Origin of the sequence: Pluralibacter sp. (assembly GCF_019237635.1) — a bacterium.
In the GTDB taxonomy this organism is placed as follows: Bacteria; Pseudomonadota; Gammaproteobacteria; order Enterobacterales; family Enterobacteriaceae; genus Enterobacter_B.
The window spans coordinates 16,064-35,647 of sequence record NZ_JAFAGS010000038.1 but is presented as its reverse complement, the minus strand read 5'-3'; the positions used below and the strand labels follow the sequence as shown (position 1 = coordinate 35,647).

19 protein-coding genes are annotated in these 19,584 nt (G+C 58.3%); 16 read left to right on the top strand and 3 right to left on the bottom strand.

Annotated elements, in window-relative coordinates; translation table 11 throughout:
• The coding region (locus JO226_RS04645) for a LysR family transcriptional regulator (RefSeq protein WP_293493943.1) at positions 1-842 on the bottom strand (842 nt) is incomplete at its 3' end.
• A gap of 90 nt (positions 843-932) precedes the next feature.
• Between JO226_RS04645 and JO226_RS04640 the strand changes: the two genes are divergently transcribed.
• Positions 933-2,300 carry an MFS transporter gene (locus tag JO226_RS04640; RefSeq protein WP_293493940.1) on the top strand — a complete coding sequence of 456 codons (1,368 nt, stop codon included), beginning with the start codon at positions 933-935 and terminating at the stop codon, positions 2,298-2,300.
• Positions 2,279-2,683, top strand: coding sequence for a hypothetical protein (locus JO226_RS04635; protein ID WP_293493937.1), 405 nt, complete (start codon positions 2,279-2,281; stop codon positions 2,681-2,683). Before JO226_RS04640 ends, JO226_RS04635 begins: the two co-directional genes overlap by 22 nt.
• Positions 2,684-2,759: 76 nt before the next feature.
• Here JO226_RS04635 and JO226_RS04630 read toward each other — a convergent pair whose 3' ends face one another.
• A complete protein-coding gene (locus JO226_RS04630; protein ID WP_293493934.1) occupies positions 2,760-3,812 on the bottom strand; it encodes an AraC family transcriptional regulator in 1,053 nt (350 codons plus the stop codon).
• 286 nt (positions 3,813-4,098) lie between these two features.
• On the opposite strand from JO226_RS04630, the gene JO226_RS04625 reads away from it, so the two are divergent.
• The 10 genes from JO226_RS04625 to JO226_RS04580 all read left to right on the top strand — a co-directional run bounded on the left by JO226_RS04625 (position 4,099) and on the right by JO226_RS04580 (position 13,592).
• Positions 4,099-4,665, top strand: a complete 567-nt coding sequence (locus JO226_RS04625; protein ID WP_293493931.1) for an alpha/beta hydrolase — start codon at positions 4,099-4,101, stop codon at positions 4,663-4,665.
• 75 nt (positions 4,666-4,740) lie between these two features.
• Entirely contained in the window at positions 4,741-6,402 is a 1,662-nt protein-coding gene (locus JO226_RS04620) for a fatty acid--CoA ligase (protein WP_293493928.1), read from the top strand.
• Between the two features lie 378 nt (positions 6,403-6,780).
• Positions 6,781-7,761: a quinone oxidoreductase gene (locus tag JO226_RS04615; protein WP_293493925.1), complete on the top strand. Its 981-nt coding sequence runs from the start codon at positions 6,781-6,783 to the stop codon at positions 7,759-7,761.
• 12 nt (positions 7,762-7,773) lie between these two features.
• The gene (locus tag JO226_RS04610; protein ID WP_293493923.1) at positions 7,774-8,622 is read left to right on the top strand and encodes a TauD/TfdA family dioxygenase; all 849 of its coding nucleotides are present in this window, start codon (positions 7,774-7,776) and stop codon (positions 8,620-8,622) included.
• Between the two features lie 75 nt (positions 8,623-8,697).
• Positions 8,698-9,750, top strand: a complete 1,053-nt coding sequence (locus JO226_RS04605; protein ID WP_293493921.1) for a 3-keto-5-aminohexanoate cleavage protein — start codon at positions 8,698-8,700, stop codon at positions 9,748-9,750.
• Between the two features lie 78 nt (positions 9,751-9,828).
• Positions 9,829-11,166 (top strand): MFS transporter, encoded by a 1,338-nt coding sequence (locus tag JO226_RS04600; RefSeq protein ID WP_293493919.1) that lies wholly within the window; start codon positions 9,829-9,831, stop codon positions 11,164-11,166.
• Positions 11,163-11,834: a DsbA family oxidoreductase gene (locus JO226_RS04595; RefSeq protein ID WP_293493917.1), complete on the top strand. Its 672-nt coding sequence runs from the start codon at positions 11,163-11,165 to the stop codon at positions 11,832-11,834. Before JO226_RS04600 ends, JO226_RS04595 begins: the two co-directional genes overlap by 4 nt.
• Positions 11,831-12,157: a Rieske 2Fe-2S domain-containing protein gene (locus JO226_RS04590; RefSeq protein WP_293493915.1), complete on the top strand. Its 327-nt coding sequence runs from the start codon at positions 11,831-11,833 to the stop codon at positions 12,155-12,157. The genes JO226_RS04595 and JO226_RS04590 overlap by 4 nt, the downstream gene beginning before the upstream one ends.
• A 99-nt stretch (positions 12,158-12,256) precedes the next feature.
• Positions 12,257-12,955, top strand: coding sequence for a CoA transferase subunit A (locus tag JO226_RS04585; protein ID WP_293493913.1), 699 nt, complete (start codon positions 12,257-12,259; stop codon positions 12,953-12,955).
• Positions 12,956-12,959: 4 nt separating this feature from the next.
• A complete protein-coding gene (locus JO226_RS04580) occupies positions 12,960-13,592 on the top strand; it encodes a CoA transferase subunit B (RefSeq protein WP_293493911.1) in 633 nt (210 codons plus the stop codon).
• Between the two features lie 46 nt (positions 13,593-13,638).
• On the opposite strand, the gene JO226_RS04575 is transcribed toward JO226_RS04580, so the two are convergent.
• Positions 13,639-13,920 carry a hypothetical protein gene (locus JO226_RS04575; RefSeq protein WP_293493909.1) on the bottom strand — a complete coding sequence of 94 codons (282 nt, stop codon included), beginning with the start codon at positions 13,918-13,920 and terminating at the stop codon, positions 13,639-13,641.
• Positions 13,921-14,278: 358 nt separating this feature from the next.
• On the opposite strand from JO226_RS04575, the gene glaH reads away from it, so the two are divergent.
• From glaH to gabP, 4 genes are all read left to right on the top strand, one after another.
• On the top strand, positions 14,279-15,256 hold the full coding sequence (glaH, locus tag JO226_RS04570) for a glutarate dioxygenase GlaH (RefSeq protein ID WP_293493907.1): 978 nt from the start codon (positions 14,279-14,281) through the stop codon (positions 15,254-15,256).
• Positions 15,257-15,283: 27 nt separating this feature from the next.
• On the top strand, positions 15,284-16,561 hold the full coding sequence (gene lhgO / locus JO226_RS04565; RefSeq protein ID WP_293493905.1) for an L-2-hydroxyglutarate oxidase: 1,278 nt from the start codon (positions 15,284-15,286) through the stop codon (positions 16,559-16,561).
• A gap of 14 nt (positions 16,562-16,575) precedes the next feature.
• Entirely contained in the window at positions 16,576-18,024 is a 1,449-nt protein-coding gene (gene gabD / locus JO226_RS04560) for an NADP-dependent succinate-semialdehyde dehydrogenase (protein ID WP_293493902.1), read from the top strand.
• 96 nt (positions 18,025-18,120) lie between these two features.
• Positions 18,121-19,521, top strand: coding sequence for a GABA permease (gene gabP / locus JO226_RS04555; RefSeq protein ID WP_293493899.1), 1,401 nt, complete (start codon positions 18,121-18,123; stop codon positions 19,519-19,521).
• Positions 19,522-19,584 lie beyond the last annotated feature (63 nt).

The following is a 19,584-nucleotide window of genomic DNA, read 5'->3' as shown; positions in this document are numbered from 1 at the left end:
TTAAGGCGGATCCGATGGTCGCCAGCGTAGACAATAGTGATGTCCTGTACCGGCAATTTATATTCGGGAAAGAGTTGTACCAGTTCGCCGCTGGCGATTTCAGCTCTGACCAGCCATTCAGGTAATACGGCGATACCGAGTCCGGCGCAGGTCATAGATTTAATCGCTGTTGAGGTATTCGAATGGAATCTGGCAACTGCGCGGACAACAAACGGTTGATCTTTTTCATCTGTCAGCGTCCATTGTGTCGGGGTCTGTAAATTACTGTTGGCGATCCACGGCGCGGTATTCAAATTTTCTGGGGAACTGAGGGGGTTATTTTCAAGCCAGCAGGCAGAGGCGACCAGAACAATCGGGTAACTTGCCAGTTTTCGGCTTTTCAATGAAGAATCGCGTAAAGAGCCCAGTCGAATTGCCAGATCAAGCCGCTCAGTCACTAAATCATTCAGTGAAGAGTCTGCATAATAATTAATATTCAAATTCGGATTAAGCTGGCAAAACTGACTTATCATCGGCAACAAATAATACTCACCAAATTCAGTTGTTGAAGTAATACTTAGTGTACCTGAGAGCGAACGATGGCTGTCGGATATATTTTCCAGCGAAGTCTGGATATTGACGAAGATCTCGCGAAAATCGTTGTACAGCACTTCTCCTGCTTCTGTCAGCAAAATGCCGCGCGTATTGCGGATGAGCAATGGCACATTCAGCACTTCTTCAAGCGATTTTACATGGATACTGGCCATTGCCTTGCTGATGAACAGGCGCTCTGCGGCTTTGGTAAAGGAGCCGCAATCTACAACGGAGATGAACGTTTGAATTCGATTAAGGTGGTTAAACATTGGCCGTTAAATTTTGGTAAACAACGTGTTTAATTTAGTTTGATCGACGCCGCTGGTCAAGCCAGTCTAGACTGCTCGGCGGAGGTCAAAATGACATATCGTTATCGCATTGCCACGCTATTTTTAGCCGGTTTTTTCATCGATTGCATAAATATTTTTATGTCAGCAATCGCCTTGCCGGATATTTCCCGCCAATTGCATGTCTCTGAATCCAGCGTAGCCTGGGTTGCCAACAGCTATATTTTAGGTCTGACCCTGATAATCCCCTTAAGTACCTGGATCGCCAGCCATATAGGGGCACGGATGACCATGATGGCCTCAATGGCGGTATTTTCTGTGGGGGCATTGTGCGCCGGATTATCAACCGACTTTAACGGGTTGATTGTATTTCGCTTTTTGCAAGGTACAGGCGGAGGATTACTGATCCCGGTCGGTCAGGCGCTGACATTTGGTTTGTTTCAAAAAAACGAATGGGCCAGGATCTCAACGCTGATTATGGCCGTCGCACTGATCGCACCTGCGCTCTCGCCTGCGGCGGGCGGCGCGATTGTTGATCACTTCTCCTGGCGCTGGGTATTCCTGTGTCATATTCCGTTCAGCCTGCTCACTGCTGCTCTGGCATGGTGGTGGATTAATGCTGAGAAAACCCTGTCCCAACGCCCGGACCTTGCCGGTCTGGCGCTGGTAAGCCTTGCTCTGGCGGCTTTGTTGATGGGGATGTCGCTTTATGCAGATGCGACAAATCCCGCATTGCCGCTGGGGTTGGTGATATTGGGCGTCATTTTTGCTGCGCTGTATGTGCGCCATTATCGTCGGCAACCTGACGCTATTGTGGATCTCAGTGTGTTGAGCAATCCGCGAATGCGCTTCTCTGTGCTGGTGTATTACGCCGTGCCGGGCATTTTTACGGGTGTGAACCTGCTTAACATCTTCTTTCTACAACAGGTTATGGGGTGGGGTGCCAGCGAAACCGGGCTACTGATGGTGTTGTACGCCGCTGGCTCGTTCTGTGCCATGAGCGTTTGTGGTCGTCTCTATAACCGTGTTGGTGCGGCAAAACTCTTTATCCTTGGCTTGAGCTGCCATGCGGCGGGTATTGCGCTGTTGTCATTGGTGGGTGCCGACGATGGGTTGCCTGTGCTGGTGCTGGCATATTTGCTGATGGGGATAGGCGGCGGTATTGGCGCAAATACCGCGCAAACTACGGCGATGATTGACTTCACCGGCGAACATCTGTCCCGGGCCAGCACTGTCTGGAACCTCAACCGGCAGATGTCATTTAGCGTTGGTGCCGCGCTTTTTACACTGCTGTTTAATCTGTTGCAGCAACACACAACGACAACATCTGCTTATCACACGGCCTTCCTTATTGCTGCGCTGCTTGGCCTGTTGCCCCTGTTTACTCTTGTGTCACTTAATAAACAACCGGAGTCGTTATGCAATCAAAAAAAGAATTAATTGCACATCAAAGCGTAGTCAACCTGCATCGATGGATTGAAGAGGTGTTCGCGGGGCGTTCTGATTATCCCGCTGCGTTGCATCACCTGCTTGGCAGTTTCAGCCCGTCGTTCAAAATGGTGACCATGAAAGGGCAGAGTATGGGTTTTTCGGAGGTGGAAAACCTGTTTCGCAATAACATCGGGGGGCGCCCAAACCTGCAAATTGGCATTGATTGCTGTGAAACCCTGCAGTTGTCGGCGTCTTCAGTCGTTTGCCGCTACCGTGAAACTCACCACAATGAGGGTAATGTGCACTCTCGCTGGTCGGTTGCCGTGATTGATATCCAGAGTGAGCAACCTCGCTGGCATTACCTGCATGAAACAGCGATTGCGGACAGATGATGAAGTCATAAACCCGTCATCACTAATGCCGTTCGATGCGCCAACGGCTGAAACAGTGAAGCAATTTTTGGCGCGATCAGCCGTAGGCAAGGCTGGAGCAATTTATCTGGACGACCCTGGGCACTATGCTGTGACGCGAACGCCAGGTGGCGGGAGGCATGCCGAACTGGGCATTGAACCAGCGGGTGAAGGAGCTGGGCATGGAGTAGCCTAGCATGTCGGCGATGTGGCCAAGGGAGTAGCCTGGATTCTGCAGGTAACGGATCACCAGATCGCGCCGCACCTGATTGATAAGTTCGCTGAAGGTGGCACCGCTCTCTTCCAGATGGCGTTGCAGGGTGCGCACATTCATCCCCAGGGTGCGGGAGATTTGCTCTATGGTGGCGCGCCCCATGGGCAGCCGCAGGTAGATCGATTTACGCACGTCGAACAGCAGGGACTGGCGATGTTCCACCATCAGAGAGTCGAGGTAGTTACGCGCGTGGTGGGCCATAGCCTTGTTGGCCTGCGGGTTGGCGATGTCCAGATCGGCAGCCTGACAGACGATGCCATTGAATTCGCTGCCAAACTCCACTTTGCAACCGAATATGCGCCTGTGGACGGAGAGATCCGCTGGCGCATCGTGGGTGAAGTTGACGCTGATAGGATGCCAGTTTGCGCCCACACCGACCTGAGCGGCGCAGAAGCGGTACATGACGCCGACCGCCAACTCGGAGGCATGGCGTGACGAGGTGGGGATATCAGTGATCACCTCCTCGCGAATGATAACCGTCTTGCCTGCCTCCTCAATGAAGATCGCCAGCGAGTCATTGCACAGGTGGAGATACTGCACAATCCCCAGCAACGCATCGCGCAGGGTGGGTAAGTGACCGAGCAGCAGACTTATCTCGCCAAAGTCCGACAGCTGACGATTTTCCGCCATTCGCAGGCCCAGGGTATCGCACCCGCTGATCAGGGCGGACTGCTCGATAAGCTTAATGGCGGTGGAAACGGGGATGCGTTGATTAGGCATACCCAGGATGGAGGTACTGAGCCCCACCTGCGTCAACAGGTGCTGGGTATTGAGGCCGAGTTGACGGGTGACGTCCAGATAATTGGTGAGGATGGCGGCTCTGGCTAAGACAGTCATTGTGCAGCTTCCTTAAAAGATTAATCTGTATTACATACGATTGATTAACATTTACTTAGCAGTCAAGTAACAAAATGGAAAGTATGTTGTTCATTTTTTGTCGTATGGGCACTTCCTTTATTTGGAGGATGTGACATGGCTAGCGCGGACCTCAGTCTTTTTTGCCTTTGTCGTAAAATGACAAATCGATGGCGCCAAAAGTGAAGTAACTTGACTATTTTGGCTTTACTGTTGCTCGCGAGGCGCTGGCCCTTCGCCGGGCCCGCTGGAGAGCAAGGAGAGTCACATGGATAAATTGCACACCAAGGCTACAGTGCTGATCGTCCCCGGATTGCGCGATCATGTGGCGGAACATTGGCAGACGCATCTGGCGGCCAGCCTGGTCAGGGTGCGTTCAGTGCCTCCCCTGACCCAGGACAAGCTCAATTGCCGGGCGCGTGTCGAGGCCATCGCACAAGAACTGGCGCTGATCGACGGCCCGGTTATCCTGGTTGCGCACAGTGCCGGTGTGCTGATGACGGTGCACTGGGCGCGTCATCATCAGCACCAAATCAAAGGGGCCCTGCTGGTCACCCCTCCGGATCTTCACGCCAGCTGGCCAGCCCAGTACCCGAGCCAGGAAACCCTGCAGGCCGGCGGCTGGAGCCCGTTGCCGCGCACGCGGTTGCCGTTTCCAAGCCTGGTGGCCCTCAGCAACAACGATCCCCTGGCCAGCGCCGACGCGGTGCGCGCCATGGCGAGCGACTGGGGCAGCGAGGTCGTCGAACTGGGCGCCGTGGGCCACCTCAATCCAGCGAGCGGCTTCGGCCCATGGCCTCAGGGTCTGGAGCTGGTGCGTCGCCTCGACGCCTGAGGCGAGCGCCAGGGGCCAACCTTCATCTGCTATTACCTTCATACCGGGCAAACAATGAGTCAAAGAGGAACCTGCATGGTGAAGACAAGAATCATACCGTCAGCGCAGGGGGCCCATGCCTATCCGTTGCTGATCAAGAGCCTGCTGCTGTCGGGCGAGCGTTATCACCCCGGACGAGAAATCGTCTACGCCGACAAGCTGCGTTACGACTATCGTACCCTCAGGAAGCGCATCCACCGTCTGGCGAACATGCTGACGGCGGCCGGTATCAAGCCCGGCGACACCGTCGCTCTGCTGGACTGGGACAGCCATCGCGCCCTCGAGTGCTTCTTCGCCGTGCCGATGATCGGCGCCGTGCTGCACACGGTCAACGTCCGCTTCTCGGCGGATCAACTCGGCTACACCATGAATCATGCTGAGGATCATCTGGTGCTGGTGCACGACGACTTCTTACCAGTGATCGAGTCGCTGGAGGAGACGCTGACCACTGTCCGGGGCTACATCCAGCTCAGCGATGACGGGGGGAAGGCGACCCGTCTGCCGGTGCTGGGGGAATATGAAACGCTGCTGGCCGCAGCGGGGGATCACTTCGACTTCCCCGACTTTGATGAAAACTCGATGGCCACCCTGTTCTACACGACGGGTACCACGGGCAACCCCAAGGGCGTCTACTTCAGCCATCGCCAACTGGTGTTGCACACCCTCAATGAGCTGGGTCTCCTGGCGGCCCATGAAGGGCAGTCGCTGCTGCGTTCGAACGATGTCTACATGCCGATCACCCCTATGTTCCATGTGCATGCCTGGGGCGTCCCCTATGTGGCGACGATGCTGGGGGTGAAGCAGGTCTACCCCGGTCGTTACGAGCCCGACAAGCTGGTGCGGCTCTATCGCGACGAGGGGGTGACCTTCTCGCATTGCGTGCCGACCATTTTGCAGATGATCCTCGAGTGCGGCGAAGCCGCGCGAACCGACCTGTCGGGATGGAAGATGCTGCTGGGCGGCAGTGCGCTGCCCCTTGGGCTTGCGACACAGGCGCATCGCAAAGGTATACGCATCCACGCGGGCTATGGCATGTCGGAGACCTGCCCGCTGCTCTGTCTGACCCACCTGAGCGATGCTGAACTGGCCCTGCCCATGGAGGAGCAACTGCCCCTGCGGATCAGGACCGGCATGCCAGTCCCGCTGGTGGATCTGCGCATCGTCGATGGCGAAGGTCGGGAAGTGGCGCATGATGGCGAGACCCTGGGCGAGATCGTGGTACGCGCGCCCTGGCTGACTCAGGGCTATCTGAAGGAGCCCGAGAAAGGGGCTGAGCTATGGGACGGCGGCTGGCTGCACACCGGCGACATGGCATCCATCGATCCCCATGGGATAGTAGAGATCAAGGATCGCATCAAGGACGTTATCAAGACCGGCGGGGAGTGGGTAAGCTCGCTGGCGCTGGAGAGCCTCATCAGCTCGCACGCGGCGGTCAGCTCGGTGGCCGTCATCGGGATCCCGGATGAGCAGTGGGGCGAGCGCCCGCTGGCGCTGGTGGTCTGCAAGGAGGGAGAGTTCCTGGAAGCGCAGACCATAACGGCGCATCTGCAACGGTTTGTCGACAGCGGCCACATCAATAAATGGGCCATACCCCGGCAGATCCGGATCGTCCCGGAAATTCCCAAAACCAGTGTCGGCAAGATCAACAAGCGGTTGATCCGGGAGATCGAAACCAGCAATGGGGGAGAGGGCGCCTGAGGGTTTTGCCGCATTGACAGGATAAGGTTAGCAAACGTCTCGCGACTCACATTTCAGGTCGCTCGCCAGCGGCGCGTTCCCGCGCCGAATCAATTCCTTCCGCCGCCAACGCATCGGCGGGGCCATACATGGCCCCGCTGAGTGCTTTTTCATTCAATTCAAACCATGGTCATTTCTGGGGCCGGGAAACCCGTCGCAAGGCGGTAAGACGAGGCCGATGTTGGCGGTTTCACCCCCGCTAAGACGATGAATTCAGGGCGATCGTCACGAGATGAAAAGCGGCTGTCGCCAGATGAAAAGCGTACGTTTACGCAACCTCCTAGATTCAATTCAGTACGAGGCATTTTGCTCACATCGAAGACGAGTTGGAGAACAGAGATGGCCAAAGCCATACGCTTTTATGAGACTGGGGGGCCGCAGGTACTGCGCTACGAAGACGTCACGGTCGGAGAGCCAGGCCCGGGCGAGGTTCGCCTGCGCCAGGTCGCCGTCGGTCTGAACTATGCCGATACCTATTTCCGCAATGGTACCTACCCGATTCCGATGCCAAGCGGCATGGGCGTCGAGGCGGCCGGGGTGGTGGAGGCCATCGGCGCCGGGGTGACTAACGTGGCGGTGGGCGATCGTGTTACCTACACCGGGTTCCTCAATACCCTCGGCGCCTATGCGACTGAGCGACTGATTCCGGCCGCTCCGCTTATCAAGCTACCCGACAACATCACCTTCGAGACGGCTGCCGCCATGACCATGCGGGGGCTGACCTCTGCCTATCTGATGCGCCGCATCTATGACTTCAAGCCCGGCGACAGCATCTTGTTGCACGCCGCCGCAGGTGGCGTCGGCCTCATTGTCGCCCAGTGGGCCAAACTGCTCGGCCTGACCGTGATCGGCACCGTTTCCAGCGAGGCCAAGGCCGAGGTGGCCCGTGCCCATGGCTGCGACTACACCATCGACTATAGCCATGAAGATGTGGCTCTGCGCGTGCGCACCCTGACCGAGGGCGTCGGCGTCAATGTGGTGTTCGACAGCGTTGGCAAGAATACCTTCATGGGCTCGCTGGACTCGCTCAAGCGTCGCGGTCTGATGGTCTGCGTCGGCACCGCGTCCGGTCCCGTCCCGCCGTTCGATCCTGTGTTGCTGGCGATGAAAGGATCGCTCCATCTGACCCGCCCGGCGCTGGCCGACTATATTGCCGATCCGGCCGAGAAGGCGGCTCTGGCCGCCGAGGTGTTTGACCACGTCGGCAGCGGGCGGATCCGGATTGATATCAACCAAAAATATGCACTGCAGGATGCGGTGAAGGCCCACAGCGATCTCGAATCGCGCAAGACCACGGGCTCATCGATCTTTGTCATCTAAGGGGAGCATGACATGCGTGTAGAACAACTGACCTGCCATATCGGCGCTGAGCTGAGCGGTGTTCGTCTGGCCGACGCCATTCATGACGCTGGCCTGTTTGCGGAGATCCGCTCGCAACTGCTCAGACACCGGGTTCTGTTCCTGCGTCAGCAGGATATCAGCCGTGCCGAACACGTCGCCTTCGCCCGTTTGTTCGGCGACCTGGAGGATCATCCGGTGGCGGGCAGTGACCCGGACCATCCTGGTCTGGTACGTATCTACAAGACGCCGGAAGTGGCGAACGAGCGCTATGAAAATGCCTGGCACTCCGATGCCTCCTGGCGCGAGAAGCCCCCGCTGGGGTGCGTGCTGCGCTGCGTTGAGAGTCCGCAAGTGGGGGGAGACACGCTCTGGGCCAATATGGTGGTGGCCTATCAGAACCTGCCGGAGGACGTTAAGCAGAAGATAGCAGGCCTGCGCGCCCGCCATAGTCTGGAGTCCAGTTTCGGGGCGGCCATCCCTATCGAGAAGCGGCTGGCGCTCAAGGCGCAGTTCCCGGACGCAGAGCACCCGGTGGTGCGTACCCATCCGGAGACGGACGAGAAGATCCTGTTCGTCAACGCCTTCACCACACACTTCAGCAATTACCACACCCCGGCGAATGTTCGCTACGGGCAGGATTACAACATGGGCGGTAGCGATCTGCTGCGCTATTTGATAAGCCAGGCCTACCTTCCCGAATACCAGGTACGCTGGCGCTGGCAGCCCGGCAGCATCGCCATCTGGGACAACCGCAGCACACAGCACTATGCCGCCATGGACTACCCGGCTTGCCACCGCAAGATGGAGCGGACTGGGATCATGGGCGACAGGCCCTTCTGAATTACACCTTCACCCGGGCGAGATTGTCCGGGTGGATCAATGACTCATCAAGACCCTTATGCAAGGAGAGAATAGATGCAATTTTTTGACGATTCCCTGCACCCGGAAAACATGGAAAAGACCGTGATCACCGTGGCCCCTTACGGCCCGGAGTGGGCGCCGGAAGACTTCCGGGAAGACATCCCGGTCACCATGGGGGAGCAGATCCAGAAAGCGGTGGATTGCTACGAAGCCGGTGCGACGGTGCTGCACCTGCATGTGCGTGAGTTGGACGGCACAGGCTCCAAGCGCCTGTCCAAGTTCAACGAGCTGATCGCCGGGGTGCGCAAGGCCGTGCCGGACATGATTATCCAGGTCGGCGGCTCCATCTCCTTCGCCCCGGAAAGTGAGGGCGAGGCGGCCAAGTGGCTGTCAGACGACACCCGCCACATGCTGGCCGAGCTGACGCCGAAGCCGGATCAGGTCACGGTGGCCATTAACACCACCCAGATGAACATTATGGAGCTGCTCTATCCGGAGTACCTGGAAGGCACCTCCCTGGCTAACCCGGCTTTGCAGGCCGCTTACAGCGAAATGACGGTACCGGCCGGTCCGGCCTGGGTGGCAGAGCACCTCAGACGTCTGCAGGCTCATGGCATCCAGCCGCACTTCCAACTGACCGGTATGCATGCCTTCGAGACTCTGGAGCGTCTGGTGCGCAAGGGTATCTACATGGGCCCGCTCAATCTGACCTGGATCGGCATCGGCGGTGGTTTTGATGGCCCCAACCCGTACAACTTCATGAACTTCGTCCAGCGTGCGCCTGATGGTTGCACCCTGACCGCCGAATCCCTGCTCAAAAACGTGCTGCCGTTCAACATGATGGCCATGGCCATAGGTCTGCATCCGCGCTGCGGCATTGAGGACACCATCATTGGCCAGCACGGTCAGCGCATGAGCTCGGTCGAGCAGATCCAGCAGTGCGTGCGGGTGTCGCACGAGCTGGGTCGCGGGGTGGCGAACGGTAAGGAAGCCCGCGCCATCTATCGTATCGGCGTCCAGTACGACAGCGTCGAACAGACTCTGCTGGCCAACGGCATGTCGCCGAATCGCAAGGCTGGCGAGAAAGGTGTGCCGCAACGCGGCTAAACGAGACGTGCCGCCCCCTCCATCGCTGATGGGGCGGCCTGAGCGCTACGCGGTGCGGGCAGATGAATGAGGAACTGTATGGCTACGTATCATATCAACAACGATGACGAAGCGAGCAAGGTTACCGTTCCGCGTCGTTATGCCTGGGTAGTCTTTGCGCTGACTTTTGGGCTGCTGATCTCCGACTATATGTCGCGTCAGGTGCTCAACGCCGTCTTCCCCATGCTTAAGGGAGAATGGGCGCTAACCGATACTGAACTTGGCCTGCTCAGCGGCATCGTGGCGCTGATGGTCGGGTTGTTAACTTTCCCGCTCTCCCTGCTGGCGGATCGCTTTGGCCGGGTGAAGAGCCTGACGCTGATGGCTATGCTGTGGAGTCTGGCGACCCTGGGCTGTGCCGTGGCCCAGAATTACGAAGAGATGTTCGCTGCCCGCTTCCTGGTTGGAGTGGGGGAGGCTGCTTATGGCAGCGTCGGTATCGCCGTGGTGGTCTCTGTCTTCCCGCGGGAAATGCGGGCCACCTTGTCAGGCGCGTTCATCTCCGGTGGTATGTTTGGCTCTGTGCTGGGTATGGCCTCTGGGGGCGTGCTGGCCCATTTTCTGGGCTGGCGATGGGCTTTCGCGGGCATGGCGCTGTTCGGCCTGCTGCTGGCGATGCTCTATCCGATTCTCGTCAAGGAAACGCGCATCTCACCGACGAGAGGCGTAGCGCGTCCTGCACCCGAGATCTACAGCAAGTCGTTACGTACCCTCTACTCCAGCCGCTCTGTGATTTCGGCCTATATTGGCAGCGGCTTGCAGCTGTTTGTCGGCGGGACCGTCATCGTCTGGATGCCGAGCTATCTCAACCGTTATTACGACATGGGCACGGATAAGGCGGGGAGCATTGCCGCCATCATCGTGCTGTGCAGCGGCGCGGGCATGATCCTCTGCGGCGTTCTGAGCGACAAGATGTGCCGGAATCGGCCGGATCGTAAGATAAGCCTGGCCATCTTCTACAGCCTCAGCAGTTGCACGCTGCTGTCGCTGGCATTCGCCCTGCCGACAGGCATGGCCCAACTGGTCTTGATCTGTCTCGGCATGTTCATCGCCACCGGCACCTCGGGCCCGGCGGGCGCCATGGTCGCTAACCTGACAAGCGCCAGCGTACACGGTACGGCCTTTGCCACCCTGACACTGGCCAACAACCTGCTCGGGCTGGCTCCGGGTCCCTTCGTCACGGGACGGGTCTCCGACCTCATCGGTCTGGATAACGCTTTCCAACTGGTACCCCTGGTCAGCATCGCGGCGGCGGCCGTCTTCTCCTATGCCAAGCGCCACTATCACAAAGACATGGCAAGGCTGGAAAGTGATTCACCGCCGTCTGTGGCGGGTGAACCTGCCGTCGGTACCCATACCACGGAGGCGCGGACATGAGCGGAATCGTGAAAGTCGAGGTCTATTTCGACTTCATCTGTCCCTGGTGTCTGATTGGCAAGCGCCAGCTGGAGCGGGCATTGGCCCTGCTGCATGCCGAGCAACCTGAGGTGTTGGTCGATGTCAGTTGGCGCGGGGTGCAACTGCTGCCCTGTCTGCCCGCGCAAGGGGAATCTTTCACCGACTTCTATATCAAGCGTCTGGGCAGCGAGCAGGCCATGCGTCTGCGTCAAGCCGAGGTGCAGCAAGCCGCGGCGGCGGCCGGGGCAACACTGGACTTTAGCCGGATCGCCCGCATGCCCAATAGCGCCGATGCGCATAGATTGTGGCAGCAGGCCTGCACGCTCGGCACCCCGGCGCAAACGGATGCACTGCTGGAGGCGCTGTTTACCACGCACTTTGTGCGGGGTGGGAACCTGGGAGATAGCGACACTCTGCTGGGGGTTGCCGAAGCTGTCGGTTTCTCACCCGACCCGTTGGCGGATTGCCTGCTGGGCGATGGAACCCCCTTCATCGGCGAGGCTGCTGCGAAGGCCAGCCAGGGCGTGCCCTGTTTCGTGGTCGATGGCGCTTTTACCCTGTCCGGGGCGCAACCGGCCGAGCGGCTGCTCGCCGGTTTGCGCCAGGCGCTGGCGGTACAACCCACAGTGAAAGGAACCGCAATATGAAAGAAAAACGCATCGCCGTTCCGGCGGAGCGCGTCCCCGCCCCTGGACTGCGAACCTTGATCGAGGCGGAGGGCAAGAGCCTGGCGCTGTTCAACGTTGCCGGGCAGTTCTACGCCATCGACGACGGCTGCCCCCATCAGGGAGCGTCTTTGTGCGGCGGTCGGCTGGAAGGGGAGGTTATCCAGTGCGGCGCTCACGGTCTGCGTTTCAATCTGCGCACCGGTTATCTGCTCAACTCGACTCAGCTCAAGGTCAGTCGCTACCCCGTCGAGCAAGTAGACGAACAGCTTTTTATCGTCATCGACACCGTGCAAGAGGGATGACCGGAGTATTGCGCTGATCCCGATACTCTGGGTCATGAAACATTAAAAATCAATGGACTGTGCTGCATGAGTGCAGTGGGGCTAACAAGAGAGGTATTCATGAACAAGGTCTATCCCAATGCCCACGCGGCCCTGGCGGATCTGGTGCAGGACGGTATCACCATCGCTTCGGGCGGATTCGGCCTGTGCGGCATCCCCGAGTCGCTCATTGAGGCGCTACGCGAGACGGGCAAGCGGGGGTTCACCATCATCAGCAACAACTGCGGGGTGGATGAGTTTGGTCTGGGACCGCTGCTCTACAGCCGTCAGATCAAGAAGATGATCTCCTCCTACGTGGGGGGAAACAAGGAGTTCGAACGTCAGTATCTGGCCGGTGAGCTGGAGCTGGAGTTCACCCCCCAGGGCACCCTGGCCGAGAAGTTGCGGGCGGGCGGTGCGGGGATCCCCGCTTTCTTCACCCGAACCGGCTACGGCACCCTGGTTGCCGAAGGCAAGGAGACCCGTCAGTTCGGCGACGAATGGTATGTGATGGAGCTGTCCCTGACCGCCGATCTGGCCCTGATCAAAGGCGCCAGGGCAGACAAGGCGGGCAACCTGACGTTCAACAAGACGGCGCGCAACTTCAACCCGCTCTGCGCCAGGGCGGGCCGGATCTGTGTCGCCGAGGTGGAGGAGATAGTCGAGGTCGGCGAATTGGCGCCGGACGAGATCCACCTGCCTGGCATCTATGTGCAGCGACTTGTCCTCAACCCTCATCCGAAGAAACACATCGAAGTACGCACAGTGAAAAAGGACTGATCATATGGCCTGGACCCGTGAAGAGATGGCGCAACGCGCCGCCCTGGAGCTGCAAGACGGCTTTTATGTCAACCTGGGGATCGGCTTGCCGACCCTGGTGGGCAACTATATTCCGGACGGCATGGAGGTCTGGCTGCAGAGCGAGAACGGTCTGCTTGGCATAGGCCCCTTCCCTGGCGAAGAAGAGCTGGATCCGGATCTCATCAACGCCGGTAAGCAGACCATCACCACCTTACCCGGCAGCAGCTTCTTCGACAGCGCTGAGAGCTTCGCCATGATCCGTGGCGGTCGCATCGACCTGGCGCTGCTCGGGGCTATGCAGGTGTCGGTGCGGGGCGATCTGGCGAACTGGATGATCCCGGGCAAGATGGTCAAGGGCATGGGCGGCGCCATGGATCTGGTGGCGGGCGTCAAGCGGGTGGTGGTGCTGATGGAGCACTGCGCCAGGGGCGGGGCACACAAGATCCTGGCGAACTGCGATCTGCCGCTGACCGGCGTCGGGGTGGTGGACCGCATCATCAGCGATCTCGCGGTGCTGGATATTACTTCCGATGGCCTGCGTCTGGTGGAGATGGCCCCCGGCGTCGAGTTTGAGGCGCTACAGGCCGCTACCGGCTGCCCGATACTGCGCTGGTAATGTGGTGCCTCGGGGTTCCGACGTTGTGTTAATGCGGCAGAGTGGGTTATGCCGGGGACAGACCGTCCCCGTGCGGATGCTGATACTGCCCGTTATGCAACATGTGTATCTTAAGCCGGGCGTCAGATAAGCGCCCTGGCGCTGACCAGCCAGTCTGGAAGATGCAGTCGCCGGAGACAAGGCTGACACCGGTAAAAAGCACGGCGCTTTGGCACTGGAAATCGCGAAGATGGTCGCAGGTGGCGTCATCGTGTGACAGCGTCTGCGGAATGTATTCCAGCCTGAACCTACGCTGCGTCAGGTCGGAGGAAAGCAGGTGTGGAGACATAATACCGGCATCCCGCCCTCATCAGGGATGAGCCAAACCTGCGCTGCGCCCATGTTGGATAAATCTTCTCTTTGCATGCATTTTCCGTCAGCGTTACGGTGAGATGTCGATACACCCTCTCATGCTTTGCCACTGTCAGATAACTACCTGTCCTGACGCGACGCACGGCAGTTGACGCGCATCATGTTGTACCTTCCCGGCTAATTCCATTGTTAAATATTTGTTTAATTGATCACAAAAAACAAACATTTCAGATCTTTTTATGCGCATTTTATAAAAATGTAGATATTTTTAATTTATGGCTACGAAATGAACATCGCAATGTCCCCCTGAGTCTCTACTGAGAGGTTTGATTCTGATGAACACACTGACTGCCGTAAAACAGCATGCCGCCGACGTCTCCCGTAATGCGCCCGCTTTTACTGTTGCCCCTTCACGGCAATCACCCCGGATGCTGGAGCTGACATTCTCCGCCCAGGTGACGGAGAAATTCCTGCAACAGGTCGAGCAGTGGCCGGTGCAGGCGCTGGAGTATAAATCGTTTTTGCGGTTTCAAGTGGGCAAAATCCTTGACGATCTCTGCGGTAATCAGCTGCAGCCGCTGCTGATTAATACTCTGCTGAACCGCAGCGAAGGCGCGCTGCTTATCGGGGCGGAAGGTATCGATAACGTCGCGCAGGCCGATGAGATGGTTAAACTGGCGACCGCCGTGGCGCACCTGATTGGACGTTCAAACTTTGATGCGATGAGCGGTCAGTACTACGCGCGCTTCGTGGTGAAAAACGTCGACAGTTCGGACAGCTATCTGAGACAGCCGCACCGCGTGCTGGAGCTGCATAACGACGGCACCTACGTCGAAGAAGTCACGGACTATGTGCTGATGATGAAAATCGATGAGCAGAATATGCAGGGCGGAAATTCGCTGCTGCTGCACCTGGACGACTGGGAGCATCTGCAGCGCTACTTCACGCACCCGCTGGCGCGTCGCGCGATGCGCTGGGCCGCGCCGCCGAGCAAAAACGTCAGCCACGACGTGTTCCATCCGGTCTTTGATGTCGATGCCCAGGGGCGCCCGGTCATGCGCTATATCGATCAGTTTGTACAGCCTAAAGATTTTGAGGAGGGCGTCTGGCTGAGCGAGCTGTCGGATGCGCTGGAAAACAGCAAAAACATCCTTTCGGTACCGGTTCCGGTCGGGAAATTCCTGCTTATTAACAATCTGTTCTGGCTGCACGGGCGCGATCGCTTTACGCCGCACCCGGATCTGCGTCGTGAGCTGATGCGCCAGCGCGGTTACTTTGCGTATTCCACTCCCCACTACCAGACTCATCAATAAGCGTTATTAAACAAAGGAAGTGAGCGGATGTACGATTTTGTGATTATTGGCGGCGGCATCATCGGCATGTCCACCGCCATGCAGCTGATTGACGTCTATCCTGACGCCAGAATTGCGTTACTGGAAAAAGAGTCCGCTCCGGCCTGTCACCAGACGGGCCACAACAGCGGGGTTATTCATGCCGGGGTGTATTACACCCCGGGAAGCCTCAAAGCGCAGTTTTGCCTGGCTGGCAACCGGGCCACCAAAGCGTTCTGCGATCAAAACGGCATTCGCTACGACAGTTGCGGAAAAATGCTGGTCGCGACCTCGGACCTGGAGATGGATCGCATGCGGGCGCTGTGGGAGCGCACCGCGGCGAACGGGCTGGAGCGTGAATGGCTGAGCGCCGCAGAGCTGCGGGAGCGGGAACCCAATATCACGGGGCTTGGCGGTATTTTTGTCCCTTCAAGCGGCATCGTCAGCTACCGCGAGGTTACCGCGGCGATGGCGAAAAACTTTCAGGCCAAAGGCGGCGAGATTGTGTATGGCGCCGAGGTCAGCGCTCTGCATGAACATGCCGCGGGGGTGGTTGTCCATACCCGGCAAGGGCAGGAGTTCGAGGCCGCCACGCTGATAACGTGCTCAGGGCTGATGGCTGACCGGCTGGTCAAAATGCTGGGCGTCGATCCTGGCTTTATTATCTGCCCGTTCCGCGGCGAGTATTTCCGCCTGGCGCCACAGCATAACCAGATAGTGAATCATTTGATCTACCCGATCCCTGACCCGGCGATGCCGTTTCTCGGCGTCCACCTGACCCGAATGATCGACGGCAGCGTGACGGTCGGCCCTAACGCGGTGCTGGCGTTTAAACGCGAGGGATACCGCAAGCGTGATTTCTCGCTTGCCGATACGCTGGAGATCTTCGGTTCCTCCGGCATCCGTCGTGTTTTGCAGAAAAACCTGCGTTCGGGGCTTGGCGAGATGAAGAATTCGTTATGCAAAAGCGGCTATCTGCGGCTGGTGCAAAAGTACTGCCCGAGCCTGACGCTAAACGACCTACAGCCCTGGCCTGCGGGCGTGCGCGCCCAGGCGGTCTCTCCGGATGGCAAACTGATTGACGACTTTCTGTTTGTCACCACGCCACGTTCTATTCACACCTGCAATGCGCCTTCTCCGGCGGCGACGTCGGCCCTTCCTATCGGCGCCCATATCGTCAGCAAGGTGATGACCTTGTTGGAAAGCCAGACCAATCCCGGCCGCAGATTGCGCGCCGCACAAAGCGTGGATGCGCTGCATGCCGCATTCACCCGTCAACCTTCTTAAGACAGGAAAAGATAATGCAATTTCGCGATCCCGAGTTGTTCCGACAGCAGGCATTTATCGATGGTCAATGGCGTGATGCGCTCAGCGGTGAGGTAACAGCGGTCGTCAATCCCGCCAACGGACAGCGTCTGGGCAGCGTCCCTAAAATGGGCGCCGAAGAAACCCGTCAGGCGATAGACGCCGCCAACCGCGCGCTGCCAGCCTGGCGCGCCTTAACGGCCAAAGCGCGCGCCACCGTGTTACGCCGCTGGTTCGATCTGATGATGGAAAACCAGGAGGATCTGGCCCGGCTGATGACCCTTGAACAGGGTAAACCGCTGGCGGAAGCCAGAGGGGAAATTAGCTATGCCGCCTCGTTTATCGAATGGTTCGCTGAAGAGGGCAAGCGCATCTATGGCGACACAATTCCGGGTCATCAGGCCGATAAGCGTCTCATCGTGATTAAACAGCCGATTGGCGTCACTGCGGCCATTACCCCGTGGAACTTCCCGTCGGCGATGATCACCCGTAAGGCCGGTCCTGCGCTGGCGGCAGGTTGCACGATGGTGCTCAAACCCGCCAGCCAGACGCCGTATTCCGCACTGGCGCTGGCGCACCTGGCGCAGCGCGCCGGGATCCCCGACGGCGTGTTTAATGTGGTCACCGGCTCGGCAGGCGCCATCGGCGACGAACTCACCCGCAACCCGATTGTGCGCAAGCTGTCGTTCACCGGCTCAACGGAAATCGGCCGTTTGCTGATGGCGCAGTGCGCAAAAGATATCAAGAAGGTGTCGCTGGAGCTGGGCGGCAATGCGCCGTTTATTGTCTTTGACGATGCTGACCTCGACAGCGCGGTGGAAGGCGCCCTGGCGTCGAAGTTCCGTAACGCCGGACAAACCTGCGTGTGCGCCAACCGCCTGTACGTTCAGGATGGCGTTTACGACCGCTTTGCCGAAAAGCTTCAACAGGCGGTCGCCAAACTGCAATTGGGCGACGGTTTACAGCCTGGCGTGACCACCGGGCCGCTGATTGATGAAAAGGCGGTCGCCAAAGTGCAGGAGCATATCGCCGATGCGCTGGAGAAAGGCGCCCGTGTCGTGGCGGGCGGCCACGCGCATGCGCTGGGCGGGAATTTCTTCCAGCCCACCATCCTGGTGAACGTTCCGGCGAATGCGCGCGTGGCAAAGGAGGAAACCTTTGGTCCGCTGGCGCCGCTGTTTCGTTTTCACGATGAAGCCGAGGTGATTGCGCAGGCCAACGATACCGAATTTGGTCTGGCGGCCTATTTCTACGCCCGCGACCTGAGCCGCGTGTTCCGCGTCGGCGAAGCGCTGGAGTACGGTATTGTCGGCATCAATACCGGCATTATTTCCAATGAAGTTGCCCCCTTTGGCGGGATCAAAGCCTCGGGCCTTGGTCGCGAAGGGTCTAAATATGGCATCGAGGATTATTTAGAGATCAAATACATGTGTATTGGTCTCTGATCCCTGACCGATGTCTGGACACGTGCCCCGACGCGGTAATGTCGGGGTGCTCTCCCAAGTGAATCAAAACAACAACACATTGAGAGGGTAATAACTATGGGGCAATTGTCACCATCGCATGCGCTGGGCGGCGGGCTGAAATCACGCCACGTCACCATGTTATCCATCGCCGGCGTCATCGGCGCGAGTTTGTTTGTCGGCTCCAGCGTGGCGATCGCCGAAGCCGGGCCTGCCGTTATACTGTCTTACCTGTTTGCCGGTCTGCTGGTGGTTATGATCATGCGGATGCTCGCCGAAATGGCGGTATCCTCCCCGGACACGGGCTCGTTTTCCACCTACGCTGATAAGGCGATTGGCCGCTGGGCCGGGTATACCATCGGCTGGTTGTACTGGTGGTTCTGGGTGCTGGTGATTCCGCTGGAGGCCAATATCGCGGCGATGATCCTTAATTCCTGGATCCCCGGCGTGCCCATCTGGCTGTTTTCGCTATTGATCACCCTCGCGTTGACCGGGAGTAATTTGCTTAGCGTTAAAAACTACGGTGAATTCGAATTCTGGCTGGCGCTGTGCAAAGTGATCGCCATTCTGGCGTTTATCGGCCTGGGCGCGGTGGCGATTAGCGGTTTCTACCCCTATGCCGAGGTCGGCGGCGTATCCCGTCTTTGGGATCACGGCGGCTTTATGCCCAACGGTTTTGGCGCAGTGCTGAGTGCGATGCTTATCACCATGTTTTCGTTTATGGGGGCGGAAATCGTCACCATCGCGGCGGCAGAGTCCGACACGCCGGATAAGCATATTGTACGCGCGACCAACTCCGTCATCTGGCGTATTTCGCTGTTTTATCTGTGCTCGATTTTTGTGGTGGTGGCGCTGATCCCCTGGAATACTCCGGGGCTTAAAGAGGTGGGGTCATACCGCTCTGTGCTTGAGTTGCTGCATATCCCCTACGCGCGACTCATCATGGACTGTGTCATCCTGTTGTCGGTGACCAGTTGCCTTAACTCCGCCCTGTATACCGCATCAAGGATGCTCTACTCCCTGAGCCGCCGGGGCGATGCGCCGGAAGTGATGGGGCGGACCAACCAGAGCAAGACGCCTTATGTCGCCGTATTGTTGTCGACCGGTGCGGCGTTTTTAACGGTTATCGTCAATTACTATGCGCCAGCCAAAGTGTTTAAGTTCCTGATAGACAGCTCAGGCGCCATTGCGCTGCTGGTGTATCTGGTTATCGCGGTGTCGCAGCTGCGGATGCGCAAGCAACTGCAGGGCCAGGAGCATGCGCTCAAGCTTAAGATGTGGCTGTACCCATGGCTGACCTGGCTTGTCATCGCCTTTATCACCGTCGTGCTGGTGGTGATGCTGTTCCGGCCGGGGCAGCAGCTTGAGGTGCTGTCGACCGGGCTGCTGGGGCTTGGGATTATTTGTACGGTGCCGATTATGTCCCGTTGGAAGAAACTGATTTTGTGGCAAAAATCGGCGTGGCAGAATACGCTGTAGCCCTGTTTTCCCGGCCATCACTGGCCGGGATTTTGCCCTTTAAGGCGCGCCTCATGTCGCCGC